Annotated in this window: 28 protein-coding genes, 3 tRNA genes and 2 pseudogenes; 20 read left to right on the top strand and 13 right to left on the bottom strand. The window is 67.0% G+C overall.

Annotated elements, in window-relative coordinates:
• Positions 1-23: 23 nt before the first annotated feature.
• The gene (locus CYU89_RS14350; RefSeq protein WP_296282031.1) at positions 24-1244 is read right to left on the bottom strand and encodes a peptidoglycan-binding protein; all 1221 of its coding nucleotides are present in this window, start codon (positions 1242-1244) and stop codon (positions 24-26) included.
• Between the two features lie 38 nt (positions 1245-1282).
• The gene (locus CYU89_RS14345; RefSeq protein WP_296282029.1) at positions 1283-1855 is read right to left on the bottom strand and encodes a hypothetical protein; all 573 of its coding nucleotides are present in this window, start codon (positions 1853-1855) and stop codon (positions 1283-1285) included.
• A 158-nt stretch (positions 1856-2013) separates the two neighbouring features.
• On the opposite strand from CYU89_RS14345, the pseudogene CYU89_RS14340 reads away from it, so the two are divergent.
• The 7 genes and pseudogenes from CYU89_RS14340 to CYU89_RS14310 all read left to right on the top strand — a co-directional run.
• Positions 2014-2151 (top strand): annotated as a pseudogene (locus tag CYU89_RS14340) (branched chain amino acid aminotransferase); the annotation flags it as partial.
• A 383-nt stretch (positions 2152-2534) separates the two neighbouring features.
• Positions 2535-4013, top strand: a pseudogene (locus tag CYU89_RS14335) (S8 family peptidase); the annotation flags it as partial.
• Positions 4014-4037: 24 nt separating this feature from the next.
• Complete coding sequence (locus tag CYU89_RS14330) at positions 4038-4328, top strand: proprotein convertase P-domain-containing protein (RefSeq protein ID WP_296282071.1); 291 nt, start codon at positions 4038-4040, stop codon at positions 4326-4328.
• A 184-nt stretch (positions 4329-4512) separates the two neighbouring features.
• Positions 4513-4728, top strand: coding sequence for a DUF4287 domain-containing protein (locus CYU89_RS14325; RefSeq protein ID WP_296282027.1), 216 nt, complete (start codon positions 4513-4515; stop codon positions 4726-4728).
• Positions 4729-4874: 146 nt separating this feature from the next.
• On the top strand, positions 4875-5828 hold the full coding sequence (locus CYU89_RS14320; RefSeq protein WP_296282025.1) for a L,D-transpeptidase family protein: 954 nt from the start codon (positions 4875-4877) through the stop codon (positions 5826-5828).
• Position 5829: 1 nt separating this feature from the next.
• Positions 5830-6510 (top strand): peptidoglycan DD-metalloendopeptidase family protein, encoded by a 681-nt coding sequence (locus CYU89_RS14315; protein WP_296282023.1) that lies wholly within the window; start codon positions 5830-5832, stop codon positions 6508-6510.
• A gap of 175 nt (positions 6511-6685) precedes the next feature.
• A complete protein-coding gene (locus CYU89_RS14310; RefSeq protein WP_296282022.1) occupies positions 6686-7243 on the top strand; it encodes a GNAT family N-acetyltransferase in 558 nt (185 codons plus the stop codon).
• Positions 7244-7358: 115 nt separating this feature from the next.
• Here CYU89_RS14310 and CYU89_RS14305 read toward each other — a convergent pair whose 3' ends face one another.
• The 4 genes from CYU89_RS14305 to wrbA are packed head-to-tail and all read right to left on the bottom strand — an operon-like array spanning position 7359 to position 9497.
• Positions 7359-7844, bottom strand: a complete 486-nt coding sequence (locus CYU89_RS14305; RefSeq protein WP_296282020.1) for an asparaginase domain-containing protein — start codon at positions 7842-7844, stop codon at positions 7359-7361.
• A gap of 20 nt (positions 7845-7864) precedes the next feature.
• A complete protein-coding gene (locus CYU89_RS14300; RefSeq protein WP_296282018.1) occupies positions 7865-8569 on the bottom strand; it encodes a hypothetical protein in 705 nt (234 codons plus the stop codon).
• On the bottom strand, positions 8569-8901 hold the full coding sequence (locus CYU89_RS14295) for a DUF2069 domain-containing protein (RefSeq protein ID WP_296282015.1): 333 nt from the start codon (positions 8899-8901) through the stop codon (positions 8569-8571). Before CYU89_RS14295 ends, CYU89_RS14300 begins: the two co-directional genes overlap by 1 nt.
• Entirely contained in the window at positions 8901-9497 is a 597-nt protein-coding gene (wrbA, locus tag CYU89_RS14290; RefSeq protein WP_296282014.1) for an NAD(P)H:quinone oxidoreductase, read from the bottom strand. Before wrbA ends, CYU89_RS14295 begins: the two co-directional genes overlap by 1 nt.
• Positions 9498-9574: 77 nt before the next feature.
• Here wrbA and CYU89_RS14285 point away from each other — a divergent pair, with 77 nt between their 5' ends.
• From CYU89_RS14285 to CYU89_RS14275, 3 genes are read left to right on the top strand one after another with little or no spacing between them, the layout of a single operon-like run.
• Positions 9575-10852 (top strand): YihY family inner membrane protein, encoded by a 1278-nt coding sequence (locus tag CYU89_RS14285; RefSeq protein ID WP_296282013.1) that lies wholly within the window; start codon positions 9575-9577, stop codon positions 10850-10852.
• Positions 10849-11421, top strand: a complete 573-nt coding sequence (locus CYU89_RS14280) for a TlpA disulfide reductase family protein (protein ID WP_343125265.1) — start codon at positions 10849-10851, stop codon at positions 11419-11421. Before CYU89_RS14285 ends, CYU89_RS14280 begins: the two co-directional genes overlap by 4 nt.
• Entirely contained in the window at positions 11421-11687 is a 267-nt protein-coding gene (locus CYU89_RS14275; RefSeq protein ID WP_296282012.1) for an acylphosphatase, read from the top strand. The genes CYU89_RS14280 and CYU89_RS14275 overlap by 1 nt, the downstream gene beginning before the upstream one ends.
• 108 nt (positions 11688-11795) lie before the next feature.
• On the opposite strand, the gene CYU89_RS14270 is transcribed toward CYU89_RS14275, so the two are convergent.
• Genes CYU89_RS14270 through hemA form a run of 7 tightly spaced genes read right to left on the bottom strand, consistent with a single transcriptional unit; the run spans position 11796 to position 16711 of the window.
• A complete protein-coding gene (locus tag CYU89_RS14270; protein WP_296282010.1) occupies positions 11796-12203 on the bottom strand; it encodes a hypothetical protein in 408 nt (135 codons plus the stop codon).
• A 17-nt stretch (positions 12204-12220) separates the two neighbouring features.
• Positions 12221-13000: a polyphosphate kinase 2 gene (gene ppk2, locus CYU89_RS14265; protein WP_296282008.1), complete on the bottom strand. Its 780-nt coding sequence runs from the start codon at positions 12998-13000 to the stop codon at positions 12221-12223.
• Between the two features lie 25 nt (positions 13001-13025).
• Positions 13026-13361, bottom strand: a complete 336-nt coding sequence (locus tag CYU89_RS14260) for a helix-turn-helix domain-containing protein (RefSeq protein WP_296282006.1) — start codon at positions 13359-13361, stop codon at positions 13026-13028.
• 16 nt (positions 13362-13377) lie between these two features.
• Positions 13378-13896 carry a molybdenum cofactor biosynthesis protein B gene (gene moaB / locus CYU89_RS14255; protein WP_296282004.1) on the bottom strand — a complete coding sequence of 173 codons (519 nt, stop codon included), beginning with the start codon at positions 13894-13896 and terminating at the stop codon, positions 13378-13380.
• A gap of 25 nt (positions 13897-13921) precedes the next feature.
• The gene (locus CYU89_RS14250) at positions 13922-14371 is read right to left on the bottom strand and encodes a GNAT family N-acetyltransferase (RefSeq protein WP_296282001.1); all 450 of its coding nucleotides are present in this window, start codon (positions 14369-14371) and stop codon (positions 13922-13924) included.
• Positions 14368-15453: a peptide chain release factor 1 gene (gene prfA, locus CYU89_RS14245; RefSeq protein ID WP_296281999.1), complete on the bottom strand. Its 1086-nt coding sequence runs from the start codon at positions 15451-15453 to the stop codon at positions 14368-14370. Before prfA ends, CYU89_RS14250 begins: the two co-directional genes overlap by 4 nt.
• On the bottom strand, positions 15431-16711 hold the full coding sequence (gene hemA, locus CYU89_RS14240) for a glutamyl-tRNA reductase (RefSeq protein WP_296281997.1): 1281 nt from the start codon (positions 16709-16711) through the stop codon (positions 15431-15433). The genes prfA and hemA overlap by 23 nt, the downstream gene beginning before the upstream one ends.
• A 68-nt stretch (positions 16712-16779) precedes the next feature.
• On the opposite strand from hemA, the gene CYU89_RS14235 reads away from it, so the two are divergent.
• From CYU89_RS14235 to CYU89_RS14190, 10 genes are all read left to right on the top strand, one after another.
• Entirely contained in the window at positions 16780-18465 is a 1686-nt protein-coding gene (locus tag CYU89_RS14235) for a hypothetical protein (protein WP_296281995.1), read from the top strand.
• Complete coding sequence (lolB, locus tag CYU89_RS14230) at positions 18462-19112, top strand: lipoprotein insertase outer membrane protein LolB (RefSeq protein WP_296281993.1); 651 nt, start codon at positions 18462-18464, stop codon at positions 19110-19112. Before CYU89_RS14235 ends, lolB begins: the two co-directional genes overlap by 4 nt.
• The gene (ispE, locus tag CYU89_RS14225) at positions 19109-19999 is read left to right on the top strand and encodes a 4-(cytidine 5'-diphospho)-2-C-methyl-D-erythritol kinase (RefSeq protein ID WP_296281991.1); all 891 of its coding nucleotides are present in this window, start codon (positions 19109-19111) and stop codon (positions 19997-19999) included. Before lolB ends, ispE begins: the two co-directional genes overlap by 4 nt.
• Positions 19998-20073 (top strand) — tRNA-Gln (locus tag CYU89_RS14220). Before ispE ends, CYU89_RS14220 begins: the two co-directional genes overlap by 2 nt.
• 37 nt (positions 20074-20110) lie before the next feature.
• Entirely contained in the window at positions 20111-21070 is a 960-nt protein-coding gene (locus CYU89_RS14215; protein WP_055940747.1) for a ribose-phosphate diphosphokinase, read from the top strand.
• Between the two features lie 112 nt (positions 21071-21182).
• On the top strand, positions 21183-21836 hold the full coding sequence (locus tag CYU89_RS14210; protein ID WP_296281988.1) for a 50S ribosomal protein L25/general stress protein Ctc: 654 nt from the start codon (positions 21183-21185) through the stop codon (positions 21834-21836).
• Positions 21837-21887: 51 nt separating this feature from the next.
• Entirely contained in the window at positions 21888-22469 is a 582-nt protein-coding gene (pth, locus tag CYU89_RS14205; protein ID WP_296281987.1) for an aminoacyl-tRNA hydrolase, read from the top strand.
• 75 nt (positions 22470-22544) lie between these two features.
• Positions 22545-23636, top strand: a complete 1092-nt coding sequence (ychF, locus tag CYU89_RS14200; protein ID WP_296281985.1) for a redox-regulated ATPase YchF — start codon at positions 22545-22547, stop codon at positions 23634-23636.
• Between the two features lie 109 nt (positions 23637-23745).
• A tRNA-Tyr gene (locus tag CYU89_RS14195) sits at positions 23746-23831 on the top strand.
• 38 nt (positions 23832-23869) lie between these two features.
• A tRNA-Gly gene (locus CYU89_RS14190) sits at positions 23870-23943 on the top strand.
• The last annotated feature ends 100 nt before the right edge of the window (positions 23944-24043 follow it).

The following is a 24043-nucleotide window of genomic DNA, read 5'->3' as shown; positions in this document are numbered from 1 at the left end:
TCCACGTCCTTGTTGGTGGAGATCTAGAGCGCCCTCGCTGGCGCTCCCTGTTCAAGTGCTGTTCCATGCTCCATCGACTGAGCATGCTGCGTAGCGCGATCTCGTGCGTGTGTATCCTGGGCGATCAAGGATGCATGGATATCTTCGCAAGCCGTAGAGACGGCGCGTTCATCGCCAGAGACCAATGCCTGCATCAAGCGATCCAGATCCGGGCTGCCGGTCCCGCCGACCCCGCCGACCCCCGCGCTTCGTCCGTTGACAGGGGGTGGAAGTAGCTCCGGCAATTGCGGGCGATGATCAGGATGGCTGGGATGCCCGGGCGCACGTGGCCCCGGTGGATGGACATCTAACGGGAGCGGTTCGCGGCCACGAAGTGCCGGGTCGAACGGCGGTGGCCCAAGTCCGCCTTCGCGGGGTGCAAAGCGCGATGTCTGAAGATCAATGTCACCCGTTTGCGGAACACCGTGAGCGCGCTGGAAGTCCAGCACAGCCCCCTGCATCGACGTACGGTACACGCCGTCCTGGGGCAGTGCGCTCCCTCCCTGAGCGCGATACCCTTCGATATCCAGCGTGCGCTGCATATCGAGTACGCGAGCATCGGATTCGCCTAGACGGATTTTGCCGTCTTCCACGATGGGGCGCGGGGGTACGTTCTCCCGGTGCTGGGACTGGATGGGCAGCCTCCCGCTGACCAGATCACCGATATAGTTCTCGTACGCTTGGTAATAGCGGGTATCCACCTCCATGTGCACGTGTACCGCCCCGCTCTGCTGTCTTCCCTGAGTGCCAAGCGATTCGCCATAGACGACGGTCTGACCTTCGGAGACAGCGATCGGATGCATGTGCCTGATGCGTGCGATGACGTCTCCGTCCTGCCTGTCATAGACATCTACCAGCCCCTGGCGTTCGTTCACTCGGCCGATGTAACCCGCGACCGGCGAAGGAACATCGACGGCGCGCGAGGCTGCGGACCCGGTCGGCTGATCCGGATCTTCCAGAATGAAATCCTTCTTCAGCAGCACCTGGTCCGGCCCCAGCCCTTGCGTCCTTCCCGGTCGCGCCATCTCGATTTCCTCGACCTCACCTCCGAAGATCGCGTGGATGCGGCCAGGCTCGCCACCGATGATCCGGCCGTCCACCATCTGCGCATGCTGGTTGGCGCGTGGGTGATGCATGACCAAGCCGTCGAAACCAGTGACCACCTCGTTTGTCTGGAATCCATCCGGGTCGCGCGGCGCGCCCAACTGTATTACGCGGTAAGTGGAAGGCGTCCTTGCGCTTGTCATGACATGTCCTCTGCCGTCTTTTCGTCGGTGGTGGCAGGGTGGACATCGGGCCTGACTGCGTCACACCTGAAGTAGGCCGATGAGGGGCTGCCAACTCGTGCGGGCGATTCCCAACTGAGCTTCCCACCGTGCAATGAAAGGCGCGATACCGCGCGATCCTCCCCGGCTTGCTCATCGGGCATGGCATCGAGGCCGTGCCGCGCGACGACACGCCATGCGCCACGGCCTTCCGGTTCGACGCGTTCGACCACATGGAAGTCCCCTTCACCATACTCGGCGAACACGTGAATCAGGTCAGGGGTCATCACCAAACTACCGACAAGCGCCATGACAGCTTCATCATGCCCCTCCCTGGAGCCCGACACTGCGCGATATCTCCGGCAGCTTGTGACGCCTTCCGTGTCGTCGGGGTACCAAACACCGGTCAGCGCATCCGGTAAGCGGGTTCTGACGGCGCTTTCTTCTGGTGCCGTGACCTGGATGCCGTCAGGCGCCCTGGTCAGTGCGCGGCATCCCGGGCCTGCTATCACCAGAGCCAGCAGCAGACATTGCACTTTGCATCCTTTCATTTCACCTTCTTCCTGACGAGTCCTCTGACCGTGTACGCCATCAATACACGCTCAGTCACGCGATAGCGAGTCACAAATTCGCAGGTCATCCAGGATCGTTCTTCCACCAGAGGCCATCTGCCCGGGGTATCGACTGGTGATTCCTTGCTGGATCGGGGAAGGGCAAGGGTTTCGAGGTCGGCGACATTAGTGCGCCCGCGGGCGAAGTGACGATGTGCATCCGCAAGGAACTCACCGACATCCAGTACGGCCGCATCCCCGACCGTCACCGTTGGTTGGTGAAGCTGCGCGAATGAGGTCGAAAGCATCGTCTAAAGAAAAGCCCGCTGCGAAGCGGGCTTTTTTATTGCGTAATCAACGCGTGGTTCGCCGAATAAAAAATTCGCATGTGCGATGGTGTGCAGGAAGTAAATGAACCTACCTGCGAATGTCTACCGGTGACCTGCGCTTCATGCGTGTATCCCGGCGATTACGTTTGAAACATATATGGCGAACTGTGTCTTTCATCGCTGATTCAGCGAAGTGCTCTCCGTTAGCGTCGTCGTTGCGTCGTGCATTGCGCGGCGTGTACCCGGTCGAACGCAACAGCCCGTCCACCCCCTCCCGTTGCAGTCCCGCGCCCTCGACCGGGCGATTGCCGCATTGGCGGCTTTTCATTTCATTCTTGAGGGAGAGTCTGATGTCTGGATTTGCAAAGCGTGGTTCGCGTGTGCGCCTGCTGTGCCTGTCGTCCGCCGTGCTCGCATCGCTGTATGCGTTGCCGGCCATGGCCGGCCGTGTCGACATGAGTGGCCTGCAGGTGGAAGAACCGGGCGGCTACGACCGCTTCATCGTGAAGTATCGCGACGGCAGTACGGAAAGCACCAACGCGACGCAGCTGCAGCGCTCGCTGACCAGCGCCGCCAGCACCGGCGTCGCCAAGCGCGGCGGTCGCGCGCTGGGCCTGCAGAAGCTGCGCCGGCTCGCCGCGGGCGGTGCCGACGTGGTGCGGGCCGATCGCAAGCTGGACCGCGTCGAAGCCGAGTCGCTGATGCGCCAGCTGGCCGCCGATCCGAACGTGGAGTACGTGGAGGTCGACCAGCGCATGTATCCGGTGCTGACGCCCAACGACCCGCGCCTGTCCGAGCAGTGGGGCTTCGGCACCACCACGTCCGGCATCAACGTGCGCTCGGCCTGGGACAAGTCCACGGGTGCGGGCGTGGTGGTGGCCGTCATCGATACCGGCATCACCAACCATGCCGACCTCAACGCCAACATCCTGCCCGGCTACGATTTCATCAGCGACACCTTCGTCTCGCGCGACGGCAACGGCCGCGATTCGAACCCGAACGACGAAGGCGACTGGAACCCGGTCGCGGGCGAGTGCTACAGCGGTTCGCCGGTTAGCAACTCCAGCTGGCATGGCACGCACGTAGCCGGCACCGTCGCCGCCGTGACCAACAACAGCACGGGCGTGGCCGGTACCGCGTTCGGCGCCAAGGTGGTTCCGGTGCGTGTGCTGGGTCGCTGCGGTGGCCTGACCTCGGATATCGCCGACGCGATCACCTGGGCCTCGGGCGGCACCGTCAGCGGCGTGCCCGCCAATGCCAACCCGGCGGAAGTCATCAACATGTCGCTGGGCGGCGGCGGTACCTGTTCCGCGACCTACCAGAACGCGATCAACGGTGCGGTCGGTCGCGGGACCACCGTGGTGGTGGCCGCGGGCAACAGCAACACCAACGTGTCCAGCGCGGTGCCGGCGAACTGCCCGAACGTCGTGGCCGTGGCGGCGACCACGTCGAGCGGCTCGCGCGCCAGCTTCTCCAACTACGGCACCGGCATCGACATCTCAGCGCCGGGCCAGAGCATCCTGTCCACGCTCAACTCCGGCACCACCACGGCGGGCAGCGCGAGCTACGCGTCGTACAACGGCACGTCGATGGCGGCACCGCACGTGGCGGGCGTGGTCGCGCTGATGCAGGCTGCCGCACCGTCGCCGCTGACCCCGGCACAGGTGGAGACCATCCTGAAGAATACCGCGCGTCCGTTGCCGGGCACGTGCTCGGGTGGCTGCGGTGCGGGCATCGCCAATGCGGACGCAGCCGTCGTGGCGGCGCAGGGCGGCACCACGCCGCCGGGTGGCGGTACGCAGACCTACACCAACGGCACCGACGTCAGCATTCCCGACAACAACACGACGGGCGTGACCAGCACGATCGCCGTGTCGGGCCGCACGGGCAACGCGCCGAGCAATGCGCAGGTGCCGGTCAGCATCGTGCACACCTACATCGGTGACCTGATCGTCGACCTGCTGGCGCCGGATGGTTCGGTGTACGTGCTGCACAACCGCACGGGCGGCAGTGCCGACAACATCAACCAGACCTACACGGTGAACCTGTCGAGCGAAGCCCTCAACGGCAGCTGGCGCCTCCGCGCCCGCGACCGTGCAGGTGCGGATACCGGCTACATCAACAGCTGGAGCATCACGTTCTGAGGATCGCCCGCTGAGGGAGTCGCCAGGATGTGCATGAGGAACCCCGGCCTTGGCCGGGGTTCTTTGTCTGTGCTACGGGCAGGACCGCATGTCGATCCCGCACCCCCTCCTTCGTCGAACAGGCAAGCGCAGGTCGTGACGCCAACGTGGCGCACACAGCTTGCATGACCGCCAGGAGCGATGCATGACGACGAACGCGAAGACAAAAGGTCCGGCTTCCTACTTCCCTTCAATAGAGAAGCAGTACGGCAAGCCGGTGGAACACTGGTTCACGATCCTGGGCGCGGTCAGCGACCGGAAACACGGCGAGCAGGTGGCCCTGTTGAAAACGGAGCACGCGTTGGGCCATGGCCATGCGAATGCGCTGGTGGCGTATTTCAGGGCGGAGCGCGGAGGCTAGACGCCTTCCAAGGAAAGCAGGGAGGACGAGTACGGCCTCGGGCACCCTGCGACGGCGCCTGCAGGCATCGGGCGGCCGCGCAGATTGACGCCGCGATGACGCAGGCCTTTCGAAGATGCGGACACTGCAACCCGAGTCCTTTGCCCATGTCCGTGCGATTCCTTGCTGTCGTCCTGCTCGCCGCCCTCTCGGCCCCCTCCCGGGCGGAACCCCCTGTGTCCCTGGCGGCGCAGGCGAACGATCCCGCCACGCGGAGCGGCGCGGCGGCGCTGCTGCGCGCCCAGGTGCTGCTGGACCGCGCGCACTTTTCACCCGGGGAAATCGATGGCCTGTCCGGCTCCAACCAGCGGCGCGCGCTGCGGGGCTTCCAGGCCGCCAGGGGGCTGGACGTCACCGGCGAGCTCGACCAGGCCACGTGGAACGCCCTGAACGCAAACGCGGCGGCGGTAGTCACCGCGTACACGTTGACGGCCGAAGACGTCGACCAGCGCTACATCCGCATTCCCGACGACATGATGGCGCAGGCAAAGCTGCCATCGCTGGGCTTCGCGTCGGTGCGCGAAGCCCTGGGCGAACGCTTCCATGTTGCGCCGACGCTGCTTGAACAACTGAATCCCGGCGTGGACTTCGCGCGGGCGGGTGCCCGGATACAGGTGCCGAACGTGGCCGATGTCGCCGCGCCGCCCAAGGCCGCCCGCGTGGTGATCGACAAGTCCGAGTCCACGCTTGCGTTGACGGACGCCGCAGGCAAGGTCGTCGCGCAGTTTCCTGTGTCCTCCGGCAGCGACAAGGACCCGTTGCCACTGGGGGAGTGGAAGATCCTCGGCACCGCCGTCAATCCCACCTTCCACTACAACCCGGCCCTTTTCTGGGACGCGGATCCCTCCCACGCCAAGGCGACACTGCCTGCCGGCCCGAACAACCCGGTGGGCACGCGATGGATCGATCTTTCCAAGCCTCACTACGGACTGCACGGCACGCCCGAGCCGGCCACGGTGGGGAAGGCGCAATCCCATGGCTGCGTGCGGCTGACGAACTGGGACGTCGAGCGCGTCGCCGCCGCCGTCTCGCCCTCCACCGCCGTCGTGATGCAGGACTAGCATGAAGTACGTGCTGGGCCTGCTGCTGGTGGTGGCGCTGGGCGTGGTCGTCTGGAGCGGCATGGACATCGTGCCTACGCCGGCATCCGACCCGTCGCAGCCGGTTGCATCCGCCGGGGTGTCAACGTCCGCTGCGACTGCGCCACCGGGTGCGGCCAATACGCCTGTAGTCTCTGTCGCAGGCACCGTCGCGCCTGCATCAGTGGCCCCCGTGCCTGGAGTCAGCAGCGACATGCCCGCGCCATCCGCGCTGCTGCTCCCGGTCCAGGGCATACGCGCGGCGGACCTCACCGATACCTTCACCGACGCACGCAGCGAAGGGCGCTCCCACGATGCCATCGACATCATGGCCGCCAAGGGCACCCCGGTCCTTGCCGTGGCCGATGGCCATGTGGAAAAACTCTTCACCAGCGAGCGCGGCGGCTTGACGATCTACCAGTTCGAGCCGACCGGCCGCTACGCCTACTACTACGCACACCTCGACCGGTATGCGGATGGATTGGCGGAAAAGCAGCAGATCCGCCGCGGGCAGGTGATCGGCTACGTAGGCGCCACGGGCAACGCCAGCCCCGCTGCCCCCCACCTGCACTTCGCCATCTTCCTGCTTGGCCCCGAGAAGCAGTGGTGGAAGGGCAGCCCGGTCAATCCGTATCCGATCCTGACCGCGCAGCAAGCTCTTTGATCAGCGGCGTGGCCGCACCTTCCGGTCGCGCCGCGCTCCCACCAAGGTTGGCGGGGACCGTGGGGGATGCGGAGGGCAGCATGTCCGCGGTTCGAACCCGAGGCGGGTGCGAGCCCCAACCCACCGCGAATAGGTCCTGCTTTAGGTCTTAGGACATCACGACAGGGGCTTGCCGGTGATCGACGCCAGCCGAGGGCGCGGCTGCACCTGCGGGCGGTGCCGCGCCTCACCCGCACATGCTCTTGGGCCCACGGTGCTCGCGCGGATCAATTGGGAAAGGTACTCTGGCCGCCGTTTCCGGATCCCTGTTTTCCTTTTGCCCTGGTCGGCGGAAGGCATTCGGCCATCGCAGACAAGTCAGCAACCATTGAAAGCAAGCCAACTCCAACTGAAAACAGACTGGCGCTTCGAAGAGAGCGAGCAGCGGCGCCACTACGTCATCGAACCATGGCTCGACGGTCGGCGGGTGGGGCGCGCGCACGGCTGGTTCGAACCCGGCGGGAGCTTTGTGCTGGAGAAGATCGAGATCGATTCCAGGCAGCGCTCACGCGGCTACGGAAGTACGGTGATCGAGCAGCTGCGGCAGAAGGCGCGCGACAAGGGCTGCCACGAGCTTGTGATCAACAACGTGCGGTCCAGCAATCACCGGGCCATCGCGCTCTATGAGGCGATGGGGGCGAAGGCCGTCCCGCTGTCGGCAAGCCTCAGCGCCTTTGTCATTTCGCCGCCGTAGGTCTGGCCCTCCGATAGAGGGACACGTCGGGAGAACAACGCCTTCTTCTTCCGGAAACAACAAGGCCCGCATCGGCGGGCCTTGTTGTTACTGCGGCATCATCAGCTCGTCAGCCTCACACCGCCTCGAACCGATTCTCCGCCACGTTCTTCCGCACCTTCGCCGGATCCCAGATCCGCCCGTTCATGGCGATGTACACCCCTGCCGGCAGCGACTGCACCGCGCCGATCGCGCAGCCGATGTTGAACTCCGCGTCCGAGCCGCGGAAGCGGGCCGGACTGAGGGCGCCGGTCATGACGATGGTCTTGTCGGTGATCGAAGCGAGCACGTGGCCCGTCTGCACCATGCTGTCGGTGCCGTGCGTCACCAGCACGTGCTTCGTCGGCTGCGCGGCGATGGTCGCGCGGATCAGCTCGCGGTCCTCGTCGGTGATGTGGAGCGAATCCTTGCGCAGGATCGGGATGACGGTGAAGCGGAACGTCACCCCCAGTTCGCGCAGGATCATACCGATCTGCGGATCGCCGATCTGGTAGTCGGACTTGTCGTCGAAGTAGATCTTGTCGATCGTGCCACCGGTGGTGACGATCAGCAGCTCATCCATCTCAGTGCTCCTGCCAGCGCTCACGGCGCGCCTGGCGTTGTGTCCGGGGAAGTCAGGTCGTACGGCTCGCCGTAATGCTCGCAGATCGCTTCCAGCGCGGGCGACGGCGGCGCGACGACCACGCGATTATCGCCGCTTTGCCGCGTGAAGGTGCAGCGCACGTCGGTGACGTTGCCATCGTCGTCACCCCCGGCGTCCACCTGCACCATCAGGTCCATGGTGTCGTAGTCCATCGGCAGGGGGCGAGGCGCATCCAGCTTCCACAGATGGAATTCCCAGCTGCAGCAACTGCTGCGCCCGGCTTCCACCAGCCAGCCTTCGATGACCTGCAGCTCGTAGTAGCCGCCGCTGAAGAAGTGCTGCAGCGTGCGCGTGGCCGGGTCGATGCGGTAGACCTCGCCTTCGCAGTTCGGACCGGCGCCGCACATGCCGCGGATCTCGACCTCGTGCATGCCGTCGCCGTCCACGTCGATCAGGTTGGCGTGGCCCATGCTGGTGTAGCCGACCTCCTGCGTCACCTCCCGCTGATCGCACACGCGGCCGCCATCGCAGGCCAGTGTGGCGACATAGCGGCGCACTTCCGGCGAAGCGCATTCTGTCTGCACCGTCAGCACGCTGCCGTCGCGGTTCTCGGCGCGGACGGCATCGGCCGGTTCGCACACCGCGTCCTGCGCCCAGCCGCACGGCGCCAGCAGACAGAACAGCAGCGCCACGACGAAGCGCATCACCCCTTCCTGCCGAACCGCTTCGCGAACGCCGGCCAGCTGGTCGCCAGCACGATGCCGATGGACAGCACGATGCCGCCCCAGGCGAACGGCGCCTTCACCGGATCGGCCCACGCCACCATCACCGCGTGCGAAAACCAGAACAGCGCGAACACGCCGGCCCAGAACGCCGCCGTCCGCCGACGCGCCATCACCCCGATCATCAACAGGATCGGCGGCAGCGCGAACAACAGCAGCGCCAGCGTGTACTGCCGGTCGCCCCAGAACCACACCGCATACAGGATGGCCAGCAGTTGCAGCAGGGCGGCGAGCAGCAGGCGCGAGCGGCCCATCAGCGCGTCTCCAGGCGACGGGCGATATCGGCGACGCGGCGACCGAGTGCGCGCGCGAGGGCGGCTTCTTCGTCGCTGGGCTGCGGATCGTCGTCGCCACCGGCCACGTGGCTGGCCCCATACGGTGTGCCGCCCGTGCGCGTGGTGCTGAGCTGCGGCTCGGTGAACGGAATGCCGACGATCACGCAGCCGTGGTGCAACAGCGGCACCTGCATCGACAGCAGCGTAGATTCTTGCCCGCCGTGCTGGGTGGCGGTGGAGGTGAATACCGCCGCCGGCTTGCCGACCAGCGTGCCGCTGGCCCATTCCGCGCCCAGGCCATCGATGAAATGCTTGACGGGCGCGGCCATGTTGCCGAAGCGGGTGGGGCTGCCGAGGATCAGGCCCGCGCACTCGGCCAGGTCCTGCCTGTCCACGTAGGGCGCGCCTTCTTCGGGCACGGGCGGCGCGGCCTGCTGGGTCACGGCGGCGACCGGCGGCACGCTGCGCAGGCGCGCGGACATGCCGTCCACTTCGCCTGCGCCACGCGCGATCTGCCGCGCCAGCCGAGCAACGGATCCGCCGCGGCTGTAGTAGAGCACCAGGATCTCGGGCATTGGGGGCGTCTTCGTGGCGTGGAAGCGCCTAGTATCGGCGATGTCGCGCCCATGACGCATCGGTTACCCTTCCGCCCATGGAGCCCCTGGATTCGTTGAACCGCTGGACTGACCGCATGCGCGACCGCGCGCGCATGGGCACCTTCTTCCGCTTCCTGGCCAAGCGCTTCCTCGACGACCGGTTGTTCCAGGCCGCCGGTTCGCTGGCCTACACCACGCTGTTCGCGCTGGTGCCGCTGGCGATGGTGGTGTTCGGCGTACTGTCGGCGTTCCCGGTGTTCCAGGAATGGAGCGCGCAGCTGCGCGACTACATCTTCGCCAACTTCCTGCCCGGCGCGGCAGTCAGCCTGAAGGCGAAGCTCGATGGCTTCCTGGCCAACACCGGCAAGCTGACCGCAGTCGGCGTGATCGCGCTGGTGGTGTCGCTGCTCATCACGCTCAACAGCATCGAGGCGACCTTCAACCGCATCTGGCGCGTGCGCAGCGCGCGGCCGAAGCTGTCGCGCTTCCTCGTCTACTGGACCGTGCTGACGCTGGGCGCGCTGATGGCGGCGGCCTCACTGGCGCTGTCGGCACGCTTCTATGCGCTGCCCGTGTTCGCCACCAGCGGCGGCAAGTGGCTGCAGGCGCTGTCGCTGAGCGTGGCGCCGGTGTTGATCGAGCTGGCGGCCATCGTGGTGATCTACCGCGTGGTGCCGCACCGGACCATCAAGTGGCGCTATGCGGTGGCGGGCGCGTTGCTGGCGACCGTGCTGCTGGAACTGGCGAAGTGGGGCCTGGGCGTCTACCTGGGCAGCTTCAACGCGTACCAGAAGATCTACGGCGCGGTGGCGGCCGCTCCCATCCTGCTGCTGTGGATCTTCCTGTGCTGGGTGGCCGTGCTGCTGGGCGCGTCGCTCGCCTCCGGCATGGCGGCATTCCGCTACCAGCCGGTCGCGCTGCGCCTGCCGCTGGGCTACGAGATCTATGGCCTGCTGCGCATGCTGGGCCGCTTCGCGCAGGCGCGCGAGAAGGGCAAGGGCCTGCACAGCGACCAGATCCTGGCGATGGAGCCGATGCTGACCGATTCGCTGATCCAGCAGATGCTGGCGCAGCTGGCCGAGATCGACCTGCTGCGCCGTGACGAAGAAGGCGAATGGCTGCTCGCACGCGACCTGGACGATCTGACGCTGTGCGACCTGTACGAAGCCTGCCAGCTGCGCATTCCCGTCGCCGAAGCACATCTTCCGTTCCACGACGACGCGCTGGGGCGCGCCGCACGCGTGGCGCTGGACGACCTGCGCGTGCCCTTGCGCGAGCTGTTGAAAAAGCGCGTCAGCGATCTGTTCGTCGATTCCCACCAGGAGCCTGCATGAAGCCCGTTTCTTCCCTGTCGCTGGCGGCCGTGTTGTTGCTGGCCGCGTGCAACGCCGGATCGGCGCCCGCCGAGGTGGCCGAACCGGCGATCGAGGCGCATGTGAAGGATGTCGACCCCGCTGCCGAAAAGCCGGCCGATCGCACGGTCGAGATTCCGACCCTGCAGGTGAAGACACTCGATGGCGCCGATTACACGCTGGCCGCGCTCCGCGGCAAGTGGGTGGTGGTGAATTTCTGGGCGACGTGGTGCGCGCCCTGCCTGAAGGAAATGCCGGACCTGTCCGCGCTGGACCGGGACAACGACCACATCGAGGTGATCGGGCTGGCGTACGAAGAAATCGAAGCCGACGAGCTGAAGGCCTTCCTCGCCGAACGGCCGGTGGTGTATCCCATCGCCATCCTCGACGTGTACAACCCGCCGGCCGATTTCGCCACGCCGCGCGGCCTGCCGCTCACCTACCTGATCGCGCCGGATGGCAAGGTCGCCAAGCAGTTCCTCGGCCCGGTGACCGGCAAGGAGATCGAGACCGCCATCGCCGCAGCCGGCGGTCCGCAAGCGAAGGCGTGATGATCGCCGCGCGTTTCCTGGTCAGCGGCAAGGTGCAGGGCGTGTTCTTCCGCGCTTCCACCCGCGAGCGTGCGCGGGATCTCGGGCTGTCGGGTCGGGCGACCAACCTGCCGGATGGCCGTGTCGAAGTCGTCGCCGCAGGTGATGCGGCGGCACTCGATTTGCTGGAGGCATGGCTTCGCCTGGGGCCACCTGCCGCGCGCGTCGAATCGGTCGTGCGTGAGGCGTGGACGCGAGCGGTGAACGAAAACTTCGTCACCAGCTGACCGGGCAGGCACCACCTGTAGCGTGCGCCATGCGCACGATCACGCACGTCGCCCGTGCGCATGGCGCACGCTACGCCAGGACTGCATCCCATCCGGTCGCAGGCTCACTCATTCAGGGCCACCCGGTGACGGCTCGCTGGCGTCTTGCAGGCGCAAGGCGCGCGCGGCCTGTTGCTCGTCCAGCGGCGGTGGCCGCGCGACCACGGTTTGCATGGGCTCCTTCCAGCCGGGAATCCTGCGGGCGCCGGCCTGGATGCCTTTCGCCGCGAGTCCGGCCAGTACCGGCACGATGCCGCCGTTCTTGCCCAACTGTTCCAGGCTGGTCGGCTCCTTCCAGCGCCGCTCGAACACCGTGGGCTCGACATCGACCGGATTCTCGAAGCGGTACAGGTCCACCACTTCCTCCGGCTCGGGCCTGACAACCAGCGTATCGAGGGTCGTGGCCTGGTCATCGTCGGCCGCCGCCGCGGCATCCTGCGCCATCGCGGGTGCGGCGACCAGCCACAGTGTGGCCATCAGTGTCCGGCGCACGATCAGCCGCCGCGCTGCGGCTTGATCGGCTTGAGCACGCTGTAGCGCTCCTTGTGCAGCTTGCCCTTCAAGGGAGGCAGGCCGAGGGGTTCGACCGGTACCCGGGTGTCGGGCAGGCGGTCGAGCAGGTCGCGCAGCAGGGTCAGCCGGCCCACGCGCTGGTCGTTGAAATCCACCAGCGTCCACGGCGCATGCGTCGTATGGGTGGCCTTGAGCATCGCTTCGCGCGCGGCGGTGTAGTCGGCGTACTTCTCGCGTGCCTTCAGGTCGATGGGCGACAGCTTCCAGCTCTTCAGCGGTTCTTCCGCGCGTTCGGCGAAGCGCTCTTCCTGCTGCGCCTGGTCCACGCACAGCCAGTACTTGAACAGCAGGATCCCGTCGTCGGTGATGCCGCGCTCGAACACCGGCGCCTGCTGAAGGAAGCGCTCGTACTGCTCATCGGTGCAGTAGCCCATCACCTTCTCGACGCCGGCCCGGTTGTACCAGCTGCGGTCGAACAGCACGATCTCGCCCGCCGCGGGCAGGTGCGAGATGTAGCGCTGGAAGTACCACTGCGTCGCTTCGCGTTCGCTCGGCTTGGGCAGCGCCACCACGCGGCACTGGCGCGGATTGAGGTGCTCGGTGATCGCGCCGATCGCGCCGCCCTTGCCGGCGGTATCGCGGCCTTCCATCACCACCACGATGCGCGCACCGCAGTGCGAGGCCCAGCGCGCCATCGCCGCCAGTTCCAGTTGCAGTGGTTTGAGGCGGGCTTCGTAGTCCTTGCGCTTGAGCGGTTTCATCGCGGCATCCTGTGCGGTGGGGGAATCAGCGCTTGCGGCGCGGTTGTCCGGCCATGCTGCGCGCGACTTCGAGCAGTGCGCCCTGCTGGCGGGTGTTGAGCGCGCGGTAAGCGGCGAGCAGGTCGTGTTCGCCCTGCGTGCGCGCGGGGTCCAGCGTGGTCGCCAGTTCGGAGAGCAGCGCACCGGCCGGGACACCGAAGGCGCGCGCCAGGGCGGCGAGCTGGTCGCCGCCGGGCATCTTCTCGCCGGCGAGCCAGGATTTCACGGTTGCCACGCCGGCGCGCGGGATGGCGGCGGCAAGGTCGGCGGCGGTCAGGCCGCTGGCTTTGGCCAGCAGGCGCAGGGTGGCATCGAGTGACATGTCGGGTGCTCCTTGCTCATTCCTTCAGGCGGGGCCGCAGCGTGGCCAGGTTGCAGGGACGCGTGCGGGCATCCAGTTGGGCACGGATGATCTTCTCCCACGCCGTGCGACACGCCGAGGTGGAACCGGGCAGGCAGAAGATGAAGGTCTGGTTGGCCAGGCCGGCGAACGCGCGCGACTGCAACGACGACGTGCCGATTTCCTCGACGCTGACGTGCCGGAACAGCTCGCCGAAGCCGGGCATTTCCTTGTCCAGCAGCGGCAGCAGTGCTTCGGGCGTGGAGTCGCGGCCGGTGAAGCCGGTGCCGCCGGTGACCAAGATGCCGTCCACCTCGGGATCGGCGATCCACTGCGAGACCTGCGCGCGCAGGCGGTAGCGGTCGTCCGGCAGCAGCGCGCGTTCGTGCATGCGGTGGCCTTCCTGCGCAAGGGCGTGGGCGAGGTAGTCGCCGGAGCGGTCCTCGGCGAGCGTGCGGCTGTCGGAGACGGTCAGCACGCAGAGGTGCAGCGGGATCAGGGTGTCGGCATGGCTCATGGCCGCAGGGTAGCGCAATCGAGGGTCAGTTGAGCGGCAGCCGGAACCTCACAGTACCGTCGTAGGGCGACCAGCCCATCGCGCGGTACAGCGCCTGTGCGCTGGTGTTGTCGTGGTCGGTCTCCAGTTCCAGCCGCAATGCCCCGTCCGCGCGCGCGAACTCGGCGGCCGCCGACAGCAACGCGCGTGCAACGCCCTTGCGACGTGCCTCCGGCACGACCAGCAGGTCGTTGAGGATCCAGACGCGCGAGGCGCTGACGGAAGAAAAGGCGGGATACAACTGGGTGAAGCCGACGGCTGCGTCGTCGTTCCATGCCAGGAAGATGACGGACTCATCGCGCTCCATGCGCGCGCGGATGAACGCCGTTGCCAGTGCCGGGTCCGAGGGCTGGCCGTAGAAGCCGCGGTACTGGTCGAACAGGCGGGCCACGACGTCCAGGTGGGTCAATCCGGTCCGGCGAACCATCGTCGTCATGCGGCCTCCGTCAGTCGTGCGAGTTCGTCCGCCAGGTGCTCGCGGCCGAGGCGGTCGATCAGTTCGTCCAGGTCGCCCTGGATGATGTTGGGCAGGTCGTACAACGTGAGTCCTTCGACGCGGTGGTCGGTGATGCGTCCCTGCGGGAAGTTGTAGGTGCGGATGCGCTGGCTGCGGTCGCCGCTGCCCACCTGCAGCTTGCGCGTCTCGGCCTGCGCGGCCTGCTGCTTGCTGCGTTCGGCATCGAGCAGTTGCGCCTTCAGTCGTTTCATCGCCTTGTCGCGGTTGGCGTGCTGGCTGCGTTCGGTCTGGCATTCCACCACCACGCCGCTCGGTACGTGGGTGATGCGGATGGCCGACTCGGTCTTGTTGACGTGCTGGCCGCCGGCGCCCGAGGAGCGGAAGGTGTCCACCTTCAGGTCGGCGGGATTGATGACGATGTCGTCCACCTCGTCCACGTCGGGAATGATCGCCACCGTCGCGGCGGAGGTGTGGATGCGGCCCTGCGATTCGGTTTCCGGCACGCGCTGCACGCGGTGGGTGCCGGATTCGAACTTGAGCCTGGAGTACGCGCCGCGGCCGACCACGCGCGCGACGACTTCCTTGTAGCCGCCGTGCTCGCCAGGGCTGTCGGATTCGATCTCCACCTTCCAGCCCTGCCGTTCGGCGTAGCGCGCGTACATGCGGAACAGGTCGCCGGCGAAGATCGCGGCTTCGTCGCCGCCGGTGCCGGCGCGCACTTCGAGGAACAGGTTGCCCTCGTCGCGGTTGTCCTTCGGCAGCAGCAGGAGCATCAGCTCGTCGTCGAGCTGCGCCAGCCGCTGCTGGGTGGCGGCGATCTCCTCGTCCGCCAGTTCGGCCAGTTCCGGGTCGTCGCGCATCGCCTGTGCGGCGGCCAGGTCGGCCTGCGCGCGCTTTTCCTCCGCCATGGCGGAGGCCACCGGTTCGAGCTGCGAGAACTCGCGCGAGAAGGCGCGGAAACGGTCGCTGTCTCCGATCACCCCTGGGTCGGCGAGCAGGCGTTCGAGTTCTTCCCGGCGTTCGGCCAGCGCTTCGAGCTTACGGCGCAGCGTCGGCGTCATCGTCTTTCTTCAGGTGGGAGTACGGCGGGTGAGCGGGGAACAGGCGGTCGGCGGCGCGCGCAAGGTCCGCGTCACCGCTCAGCGCGGCCTCGCGCAGGGCGGCGGTCGGCGGATGCAGCAGGCGATTGGTCAGCGTATGGGCGAGGAACTCGAGCACCTGCTCCGGTTCGCGGCCATTGGCGAGCTGTTGGCGGGCCTTCGCCAGTACATCTTCGCGGGTGGATTCGCCCAGCGCACGCAGGCGCTTGAGTGGTTCCTGGCGCGATCCGGCCAACAGGCTCTCCATGAAGCGCCCGACCTGCACGTCGATGATCGCCTCGGCGGCGTCGGCCGCCTCGCGCCGGCTGCGGCGGTTGTCCTCGACCGCGCGCTCGAGGTCGTCGACGGTATAGAGGTAGGCGTCGCGCAGTTCGGCCACGGATGCTTCGATATCCCGCGGCACGGCCAGGTCGAACAGCAGCATCGGCTTGTGCTTGCGCTTGGCCAGTGCGGCGGCCACCTGTGCCTGCAGCACGACCGGCTCGCGCGCGGCGGTGGCGGAGAAAACCACGTCGGCCTCGGCCAGGTGGCGTTCCAGTTCGGCCAGGGGCAGGGCGTAGCCGCCGTGGCGCGTGGCCAGTTCCTGCGCGTGCGCCAGCGTGCGGTTGGCGACCAGCAGGCGCCGCACCTTGCCTTCGCTCAGGTGCTTGGCGGCCAGTTCGATGGTTTCGCCGGCGCCGACCAGCAGCACGGTGGATTCGCTGAGACGGGCGAAGGAGTTCTGCGCCAGGCGCACGGCGGTGGAGGCCACGGAAACGGGGTTCGCGCCGACGCGGGTATCGGTGCGCGCACGCTTGGCGACGGCGAAGGTCTGCTGGAACAGGCGGTCCAGGCGGTTGCCGAGCGCGCCGTGTTCGCGCGCCGTAGCCCAGGCGTCCTTCACCTGGCCGAGGATCTGCGGTTCGCCCAGCACCATCGAGTCCAGCCCGGTGGCGACCCGGAACAGGTGGCGGACGGCATCGGCGTCGCGGTGACGGTAGAGATAGCCTTCGAGCCCCTCGGCGTGGGTCGCCAGCCAGCTCGCCAGCACGTCACCGTCTTCCGCCACCGCGTACAGCTCGGTGCGGTTGCAGGTCGACAGCAGGGCGGCTTCCACCACGTCGGGCAGCGCCCGCAGCGACGACAGCGCATGCGGCACCGTGCCGGCGTCGAACGCCACCCGCTCGCGCAGGTCGACCGGCGCAGTCTGGTGGTTCAATCCGAGGACCCACAACGTCATCGTTCAGGCGCTTGCAGTAAGCTGCTGGCTCATATCAGGGCCGCCATTTTACGGCCGACGTGACCTTCATGCCCGAAATGATTCGCAGCTGGTTCGCCCTGCTGGTCCTCGCGGCCGCGATACCGTCCGCCGCCGCAGCCACGAAGACATCGCCGGCCGCCCCGCAGAACGACGCGCTGGCCACGGTGATGGCGGGGGAATTCGCCCTGCAGGCCGGCCAATTGCCCGAGGCCGCGCGCTGGTACCTCGATGCCGCCCGGCGCGACGACGACGCCGGCCTGGCCGAGCGCGCCACGCGCATCGCCCTGCTGGCCAAGGACGATGCCCGCGCAGCGGACGCGTTGAAGTTATGGCGGGCACGCTCGCCGAGGACGCTTGCCCTGCGTGGCGCGGAGGCCACGCTCGCCATGCGCCAGGGCCAGTCGCGCGTTGCGCGTCGCGAACTGGCGGCGCTGATGAAGGAAACCGATGACCTGGGCTGGCGCTACGCGCTGACCGCCCTGGGCAGCGGCAGCAAGGACCCGGCGCTGGCGCCGCGGCTGTTGCGTGAGCTGGTCGACGACGGCGCCATTCCCGACAAGCTGCAGCCGTGGCTGGCCTTCACCGGGCTCGCCCAGCAGCTGGATCAGGCCGCGTTGGCCGAGCGCATGGTCGGCGAGGTGGTGAAGCGCTTCTCCGGCGAGCCGCTGGTCGCGTTGCTGCAAGCCAGCCAACTGCTGCAGGCGGACCGCAAGGAGGAGGCGCGCGCGGTCCTCGATACGCTGCTGCCGAAGGCGGCCACCGATGCCTCCCTCCGGCTCAAGCTCGCGGAAGAGTACGACCGCCTCGGCGATCCGGCAGCCGCCTCCCGCGCCATGGGGCAGGGGCCGCAGGACACGCTGACCTACGGCCTGCGCGCACAACTGCTGGCCAAGGCCGACGACAAGACCGCCCTCAACGCGCTTTACGAGGAGCTGAAGCAGGCCAGTGCAGGCCAGCCCACCGCGTACAGTCCGGACCGCAGGCTCTTGCTGGGCCAGATGGCCGAGTTCCTGGAGCGGCGCGAGGAAGCGCTCACCTGGTACCGCAGTGTCCCGGCCGGCGACCAGCGTGCCGAAGCCCGCTTGCGCGCCATCAAGGCCCTGTTCGACCTGGGTCGCAAGGACGACGCCTTCGCCGAGGCGCGTGCACTCCAGGGAGATGCGACGGTCGACGACGGCACGCGTCGCGATGCCTACCTGATGGAAGCCGATTTGCGGCAGAAGGACGAACAGGACGCCGGCGAACTGGACGTGTTCGCGCGCGGACTGGCCGCGTACCCCGACGATCTGGCCCTGCTCTATTCGCGGGGCCTGGCCTGGGAGCGGCGCGACCGCATCGACCATGCCGAGGCCGACTTCCGCCGCATCCTGGTGATCGAGCCGGACAACGTGGCGGCGCTGAATGCGCTGGGATACACGCTCGCCGATCGCACCACGCGCTACCAGGAGGCGTTGGAGCTGATCGGCCGGGCGCGTACCGCGGCGCCGGATGATGCCGCCATCATCGACAGCTACGGCTGGGTGCTGTACCGGCTGGGCCGCAACGCGGAGGCGCTGGTCGAGCTGAGGCGCGCGTTCACGCTGCAGAAGGACCCCGAAATCGCCGCGCACGTGGCTGAAGTGCTGTGGGTGATGGGGCAGAAGGAGGAAGCGCGCCGTTACTTCGACGAGGCCCGCAAGCTCGACCCCGACAACCGCTCGCTGCTGCGGGCGCTGGAGAAGACAGGCGCATGAAGGTTTCAGGATTCCTGCTGGCGGGGCTGGCGGCCCTGTCGATGGCGGGCTGTGCGACGCGCAGCGCCACGGTGGACTCACCGGTCCTGCGCGACCCGGCGGCCCTGGCGGCCGCACAGGCCGGGCAGGCGACGCGTGCCGCGTGGCTGGCCTCGCAAGCGGACTGGTCGTTTGCCGGACGCGTGGCCGTCAATGCCAACGGCAAAGGGGGCAGCGGCCGCATCGACTGGCAGCAGACCGGCACGGACTATCTCGTCGCGCTGAGCGCGCCGGTGACCCGTCAGAGCTGGCGGCTGGACGGCGACCTGGTGACCCGCGCCGCACGGTTGGAGGGACTCGAGGGCGGGCCGCGCGAAGGTGCCGATGCCGACCGGCTGTTGCGCGACGCCACGGGCTGGGACATTCCGGTCGCGTCGATGGTGCACTGGGCCCGCGGTGTCGCCGATCCGGCCGTTTCCACCGATGGCGTGGAGTACGACATCGAGGGTCGCCTGCGCACCCTGACCCAGCAGGGATGGCGCGTGGATTACCTGGACTGGTTTCCGGCCGAGGGTGCCCGCCCGGTCATGCCGCGTCGCATGGAGGCCCGGCGGCAGGGCGCCTCGGTGAAGGTCGCCATCGACCAGTGGCAGTTGGCGACGCAGTGAGCGCATTCCAGGCTGCGGAAGGCTGGTCGGCCTGGCCGGCGCCGGCCAAGCTCAACCTGGCCCTGCAGATCACCGGCCGGCGTGCGGACGGTTACCACCTCCTGCAGACGGTTTTCCGGCTGCTGGAGTGGGGCGATCAGGTCCACCTGCGGTGCCGTGGAGATGGCCGGGTTTGCCGGATCGGTGAGTCCGTTCCCGGCGTTCCGGAGGCGGATGACCTCGTTGTCCGCGCGGCCAACCTGTTGAAAAATGAAGCCAATGTCGCGCAAGGTGTAGACATCGGCGTAGAAAAGCGCATTCCCGCGGGTGGTGGGTTCGGTGGTGGGTCTTCCGACGCGGCGACGGTGCTGGTGGCGCTGGATCGGCTATGGGGGTGCAATCTGGGCATGGACCGCTTGGCGGCACTGGGCCTCCGGCTGGGGGCCGACGTGCCCGTCTTCGTCCGCGGCGAGAATGCCTGGGCGGAAGGCGTGGGCGAGGTCCTGACGCCGTTGGCGCTTCCGCCCGCCTGGTACCTGCTGGTGGATCCCGGCGTCCATGTGCCTACGGCGGCCCTGTTCGCATCGCCGCATTTGACGCGTGATGCTGCACCCGCGAAAATATCCGACTTCGTTTCGGGATCACTGCTCGGCAACGTGTTCGAGCCGGTCGTGCGTCGCCGGGAGCCTGCCGTCGAGGCGGTCTTCCAGGCCCTGTCGCACGTCGGTACGCCACGATTGACGGGTTCCGGCGGCGGCTGCTTCGTGGAGTTCGCCGATCGGGACTCGGCCGAGGCCGCGCTGGCGACCTTGCCGTCCGGGCTGCATGCCTGGGTGGTGGAGGGCGCCGCGCGATCGCCACTGCTGCGCGCACTGGCATCGTGTCGCGGGACGGAGAAAAACGCCTAGGGGCGTCGCCAAGTGGTTAAGGCACCGGGTTTTGATCCCGGCATTCGTAGGTTCGAATCCTTCCGCCCCTGCCAATTCACCCGTGTCACGCTGCGCCTGCCGAGACGACCCATGCAAGACGAACGCAACCTGCTTGTCTTCTCCGGCAACGCCAACAAGCCGTTGGCGAACAGCATCTGCCGCGAGTTGGGCGTGCGTCCGGGCAAGGCGCTGGTATCCCGGTTCTCCGACGGCGAAGTGCAGGTGGAGATCCAGGAAAACGTGCGCCGGCAGGAAGTGTTCGTCGTGCAGCCCACGTGCGCGCCGAGTGCCGAGAACCTGGTGGAACTGCTGGTCCTGATCGACGCACTGAAGCGCGCATCGGCCAGCAGCGTCACCGCGGTGGTGCCGTATTTCGGCTACGCCCGCCAGGATCGCCGCATGCGCTCTTCGCGCGTGCCGATCACGGCGAAGGTGGCGGCGAAGATGTTCGGTGCGGTCAGCGCGGATCGCGTGCTGACGGTCGACCTGCACGCCGACCAGATCCAGGGTTTCTTCGATATCCCGGTCGACAACGTGTACGCGTCGCCGCTTCTGCTGGCCGACATCTGGCGCGCCTACGGCACGGAGAACCTGCTGGTCGTGTCGCCTGACGTGGGTGGCGTGGTCCGCGCCCGTGCGGTGGCCAAGCGCCTGGACGACGCCGACCTGGCGATCATCGACAAGCGCCGTCCGCGCGCCAACGTCGCCACGGTGATGAACATCATCGGCGACGTGGAAGGCAAGGACTGCGTGCTGGTGGACGACATCGTCGACACCGCCGGTACGCTCTGCGCCGCGGCGGCGGCGCTGAAGCAGCATGGCGCCAACAAGGTGGCGGCGTACTGCACGCACCCCGTGCTGTCGGGCCCGGCGGTGGACAACTTGAACAATTCGGTGCTCGATGAACTCGTCGTCACCGATACCATCCCGCTCTCGCCGCAGGCGCAGGGCTGCAGCAAGATCCGCCAGCTGTCTGTGGCGGAACTGCTGGCGGAAACGATTCGCCGCATCGCCTTCGGCGAGTCGGTCAGCTCGCTGTACGTGGATTGAGTCTTCGCTGCGCGCCGGTTCACCGGGGCGCGGCTTTCCGGGTTCATCTGGTCGCGGGTGAACCTTTCATCAGATCGCCGAAGGGCGGTCCAACAACTAGGTAGTGAATCCAATGGCTAAGACGCATGAAATCAAGGTCGAGCGCCGCGAAGACGAGGGTAAGGGTGCGAGCCGCCGCCTCCGTCACGCGGGCACCGTGCCTGCCATCGTTTACGGTGGCGAACTGAAGCCGGTCAGCATCCAGCTGAACCATAACGAAGTCTGGCTGGCCTCCCAGCACGACTGGTTCTACTCGTCGATCCTGGACCTGAGCCTCAACGGCGACATCCAGAAGGTGCTGCTGCGTGACATGCAGCGCCATCCGTTCAAGCAGCAGATCATGCACCTGGACTTCCAGCGCGTGAACGAGAACGAGACGCTGCGCACCGCAGTGCCGCTGCACTTCCTCAACGAAGACAAGTCGCCGGCCGGCAAGTCCGCCGAAGTCGTGGTCACCCACGAGCTGAACGAAGTCGTCGTCGAGTGCCTGCCGAAGGACCTGCCGGAATTCATCGAGATCGACCTGGCCGACCTGGCCATCGGCGCGGTGGTCCACCTGTCGGAAGTGAAGCTGCCGGCCGGCGTCACCATTCCCGAACTGAAGCTGGGCAAGGAACACGACGTCGCCGTCGTGATCGCCAAGCACGGCAAGGAAGAGGTCGAGGAAGCGCCGGCGGAATCGGCGGAAGTGCCGGCGTCCAAGGTCGCCAAGAAGGACGACAAGTAATCGCGTGATCCTGCGCCCGCTTCGGCGGGCGCAGGTGCGCGGTGCGTCCCCATGGCAGGCTTGCGCCTCATCGTCGGACTGGGTAATCCCGGTGCCGAACATGCCCGAACCCGGCACAACGCCGGGTTCCATTTTGTCGACGCCCTGGCGGAACGGCAGGGTGAGCGGTTCGGTCTGGACAGCAAGCTGTTCGGCGAGACGGCGAAGGTCGTGGTCGCCGGCCAGCCGGTGTGGCTGCTGAAGCCGGCCACTTACATGAACCTTAGCGGCAAGTCCGTGGCAGCTGCTCTGCGCTTCTGGAAGATCGCGCCGGAGGAGGCCTTGCTGGCGCACGACGAACTGGATCTTCCCCCCGGTGCCGCGCGACTCAAGTTCGATGGCGGTCACGGCGGCCAGAACGGCCTGCGCGACACCATCCAGCACCTGGGCCATGGCAAGTTCCACCGGCTGCGCATCGGCATCGGCCATCCGGGGCACAAGGACCGCGTGACGGGCTGGGTATTGGGCAAGCCGGGCAAGGATGACGAAATCCTGATCGCGCGGGCGGTCGACGATGCCATCGACGTGCTGCCGCTCGCGGTCGCGGGCAATTTCATGGATGCGATGACGCGGTTGCATACGCAGAAGCCGTGATTGGTGATTGGTGATTTGCAGGCGCGCACCTGGCCGCGAATCACCAATCACGAATCACGAATCCCGGATGTACACATGGGCATCAAATGCGGCATCGTCGGCCTGCCTAACGTCGGCAAGTCGACCCTGTTCAATGCGCTGACCAAGGCGGGCATCGCCGCGGCCAACTTCCCGTTCTGCACCATCGAGCCGAACGTGGGCGTGGTGCCGGTTCCCGACCTGCGCCTCAACCAGCTGGCCGAGATCGTCAAGCCGCAGAAGGTGATCCCGACGGCGGTGGAGTTCGTGGACATCGCCGGGCTGGTCGCGGGCGCGGCCAGCGGAGAAGGCCTCGGCAACAAGTTCCTGGCCCACATCCGCGAGGTCGATGCGATCACGCACGTGGTGCGCTGCTTCGAGAACGATGACGTCATCCACGTCAACAACCGGATCGATCCGATTTCGGATATCGACACCATCGACACCGAGCTGGCGCTGGCCGACCTGGAGAGCGTGGAAAAGGCGCTGAACCGCGCCGAACGCTCGGCCAAGGCGGGCGAGAAGGATGCGATCGCCCGCAAGCCGGTGCTCCAGAAGCTGCAGGCGGGCCTCAACGACGGCAAGCCCGGCCGCGCGCTGGGCCTGGACGAGGAGGAGAAGGCGCTGGTCCGCGACCTGTTCCTGCTGACCCTGAAGCCGGTGATGTACGTGGCCAACGTGCTGGAGGACGGGTTCGAGAACAACCCGCACCTCGAGGCCGTGCGTGCCCGTGCCCTGACCGAGGGTGCCCAGGTGGTTCCGGTGTCGGCCGCCATCGAAGAGGAGCTCTCGCAGCTGGACGATGCCGACCGCGATGCTTTCCTGGCCGACCTCGGCCTGGACGAGCCGGGCCTGAATCGGGTGATCCGGGCCGCCTACACGCTGCTGGGCCTGCAGACCTACTTCACCGCAGGCGTGAAGGAGGTGCGTGCCTGGACGGTGCGGGCCGGTTCAACCGCCCCCCAGGCCGCGGCGGTGATCCACACGGATTTCGAAAAGGGATTCATCCGCGCCGAGACCATCGCGTTCGACGACTTCCTCAAGTACAAGGGTGAGTCGGGTGCCCGCGATGCCGGCCGCCTCCGGCTGGAAGGCAAGGAATATCGCGTGCAGGAAGGTGATGTCCTGCATTTCCGGTTCAATGTCTGAGAAAAAAGTGGTGCGGGCGCGTTGACAGACGGTCGAGTACCCGCCAAAATCTCGGGCTGTTTCACCCTGGTTTGATTTGGCCCTCCAGCCCAGTCAGTCCGGTGATCCCGGAGGGATACCCAAGCGGCCAACGGGGGCAGACTGTAAATCTGCTGGCTTACGCCTTCGGTGGTTCGAATCCACCTCCCTCCACCAGTTTTCGTTGTTGTTTCGCGTTGTAGTGGTCTCCCGGTGCGGGAGTAGTTCAATGGTAGAACTGTAGCCTTCCAAGCTACTAGCGCGGGTTCGATTCCCGTCTCCCGCTCCACTGAACACCTGCGCAGGACCTGCGGCAATCCAGGCAACACAACCGTTTCACGCTCACGTAGCTCAGTCGGTAGAGCACCTCCTTGGTAAGGAGGAGGTCG

Origin of the sequence: Pseudoxanthomonas sp. (assembly GCF_002863005.1) — a bacterium.
Classification (GTDB): domain Bacteria; phylum Pseudomonadota; class Gammaproteobacteria; order Xanthomonadales; family Xanthomonadaceae; genus Pseudoxanthomonas_A.
This window is presented reverse-complemented; position numbering and strand designations above follow the sequence as displayed.

What these genes read in the sequence shown, in the direction of transcription:
- ychF (WP_296281985.1), top strand. Translation starts at nt 22,545, where the DNA reads ATGGGCATCAAATGCGGCATCGTCGGCCTGCCTAACGTCGGCAAGTCG.
- CYU89_RS14280 (WP_343125265.1), top strand. Translation starts at nt 10,849, where the DNA reads ATGAAGCCCGTTTCTTCCCTGTCGCTGGCGGCCGTGTTGTTGCTGGCC.
- wrbA (WP_296282014.1), bottom strand. Translation starts at nt 9,497, where the DNA reads ATGCCCGAGATCCTGGTGCTCTACTACAGCCGCGGCGGATCCGTTGCT.
- CYU89_RS14295 (WP_296282015.1), bottom strand. Translation starts at nt 8,901, where the DNA reads ATGGGCCGCTCGCGCCTGCTGCTCGCCGCCCTGCTGCAACTGCTGGCC.
- CYU89_RS14275 (WP_296282012.1), top strand. Translation starts at nt 11,421, where the DNA reads ATGATCGCCGCGCGTTTCCTGGTCAGCGGCAAGGTGCAGGGCGTGTTC.
- pth (WP_296281987.1), top strand. Translation starts at nt 21,888, where the DNA reads ATGGCAGGCTTGCGCCTCATCGTCGGACTGGGTAATCCCGGTGCCGAA.
- CYU89_RS14215 (WP_055940747.1), top strand. Translation starts at nt 20,111, where the DNA reads ATGCAAGACGAACGCAACCTGCTTGTCTTCTCCGGCAACGCCAACAAG.
- CYU89_RS14260 (WP_296282006.1), bottom strand. Translation starts at nt 13,361, where the DNA reads ATGTCACTCGATGCCACCCTGCGCCTGCTGGCCAAAGCCAGCGGCCTG.
- CYU89_RS14235 (WP_296281995.1), top strand. Translation starts at nt 16,780, where the DNA reads ATGCCCGAAATGATTCGCAGCTGGTTCGCCCTGCTGGTCCTCGCGGCC.
- CYU89_RS14270 (WP_296282010.1), bottom strand. Translation starts at nt 12,203, where the DNA reads ATGGCCACACTGTGGCTGGTCGCCGCACCCGCGATGGCGCAGGATGCC.
- CYU89_RS14210 (WP_296281988.1), top strand. Translation starts at nt 21,183, where the DNA reads ATGGCTAAGACGCATGAAATCAAGGTCGAGCGCCGCGAAGACGAGGGT.
- CYU89_RS14345 (WP_296282029.1), bottom strand. Translation starts at nt 1,855, where the DNA reads ATGAAAGGATGCAAAGTGCAATGTCTGCTGCTGGCTCTGGTGATAGCA.
- CYU89_RS14325 (WP_296282027.1), top strand. Translation starts at nt 4,513, where the DNA reads ATGACGACGAACGCGAAGACAAAAGGTCCGGCTTCCTACTTCCCTTCA.
- CYU89_RS14250 (WP_296282001.1), bottom strand. Translation starts at nt 14,371, where the DNA reads ATGACGACGATGGTTCGCCGGACCGGATTGACCCACCTGGACGTCGTG.
- hemA (WP_296281997.1), bottom strand. Translation starts at nt 16,711, where the DNA reads ATGACGTTGTGGGTCCTCGGATTGAACCACCAGACTGCGCCGGTCGAC.
- prfA (WP_296281999.1), bottom strand. Translation starts at nt 15,453, where the DNA reads ATGACGCCGACGCTGCGCCGTAAGCTCGAAGCGCTGGCCGAACGCCGG.
- lolB (WP_296281993.1), top strand. Translation starts at nt 18,462, where the DNA reads ATGAAGGTTTCAGGATTCCTGCTGGCGGGGCTGGCGGCCCTGTCGATG.
- CYU89_RS14315 (WP_296282023.1), top strand. Translation starts at nt 5,830, where the DNA reads ATGAAGTACGTGCTGGGCCTGCTGCTGGTGGTGGCGCTGGGCGTGGTC.
- CYU89_RS14285 (WP_296282013.1), top strand. Translation starts at nt 9,575, where the DNA reads ATGGAGCCCCTGGATTCGTTGAACCGCTGGACTGACCGCATGCGCGAC.
- CYU89_RS14300 (WP_296282018.1), bottom strand. Translation starts at nt 8,569, where the DNA reads ATGCGCTTCGTCGTGGCGCTGCTGTTCTGTCTGCTGGCGCCGTGCGGC.
- ppk2 (WP_296282008.1), bottom strand. Translation starts at nt 13,000, where the DNA reads ATGAAACCGCTCAAGCGCAAGGACTACGAAGCCCGCCTCAAACCACTG.
- CYU89_RS14305 (WP_296282020.1), bottom strand. Translation starts at nt 7,844, where the DNA reads ATGGATGAGCTGCTGATCGTCACCACCGGTGGCACGATCGACAAGATC.
- moaB (WP_296282004.1), bottom strand. Translation starts at nt 13,896, where the DNA reads ATGAGCCATGCCGACACCCTGATCCCGCTGCACCTCTGCGTGCTGACC.
- CYU89_RS14320 (WP_296282025.1), top strand. Translation starts at nt 4,875, where the DNA reads ATGTCCGTGCGATTCCTTGCTGTCGTCCTGCTCGCCGCCCTCTCGGCC.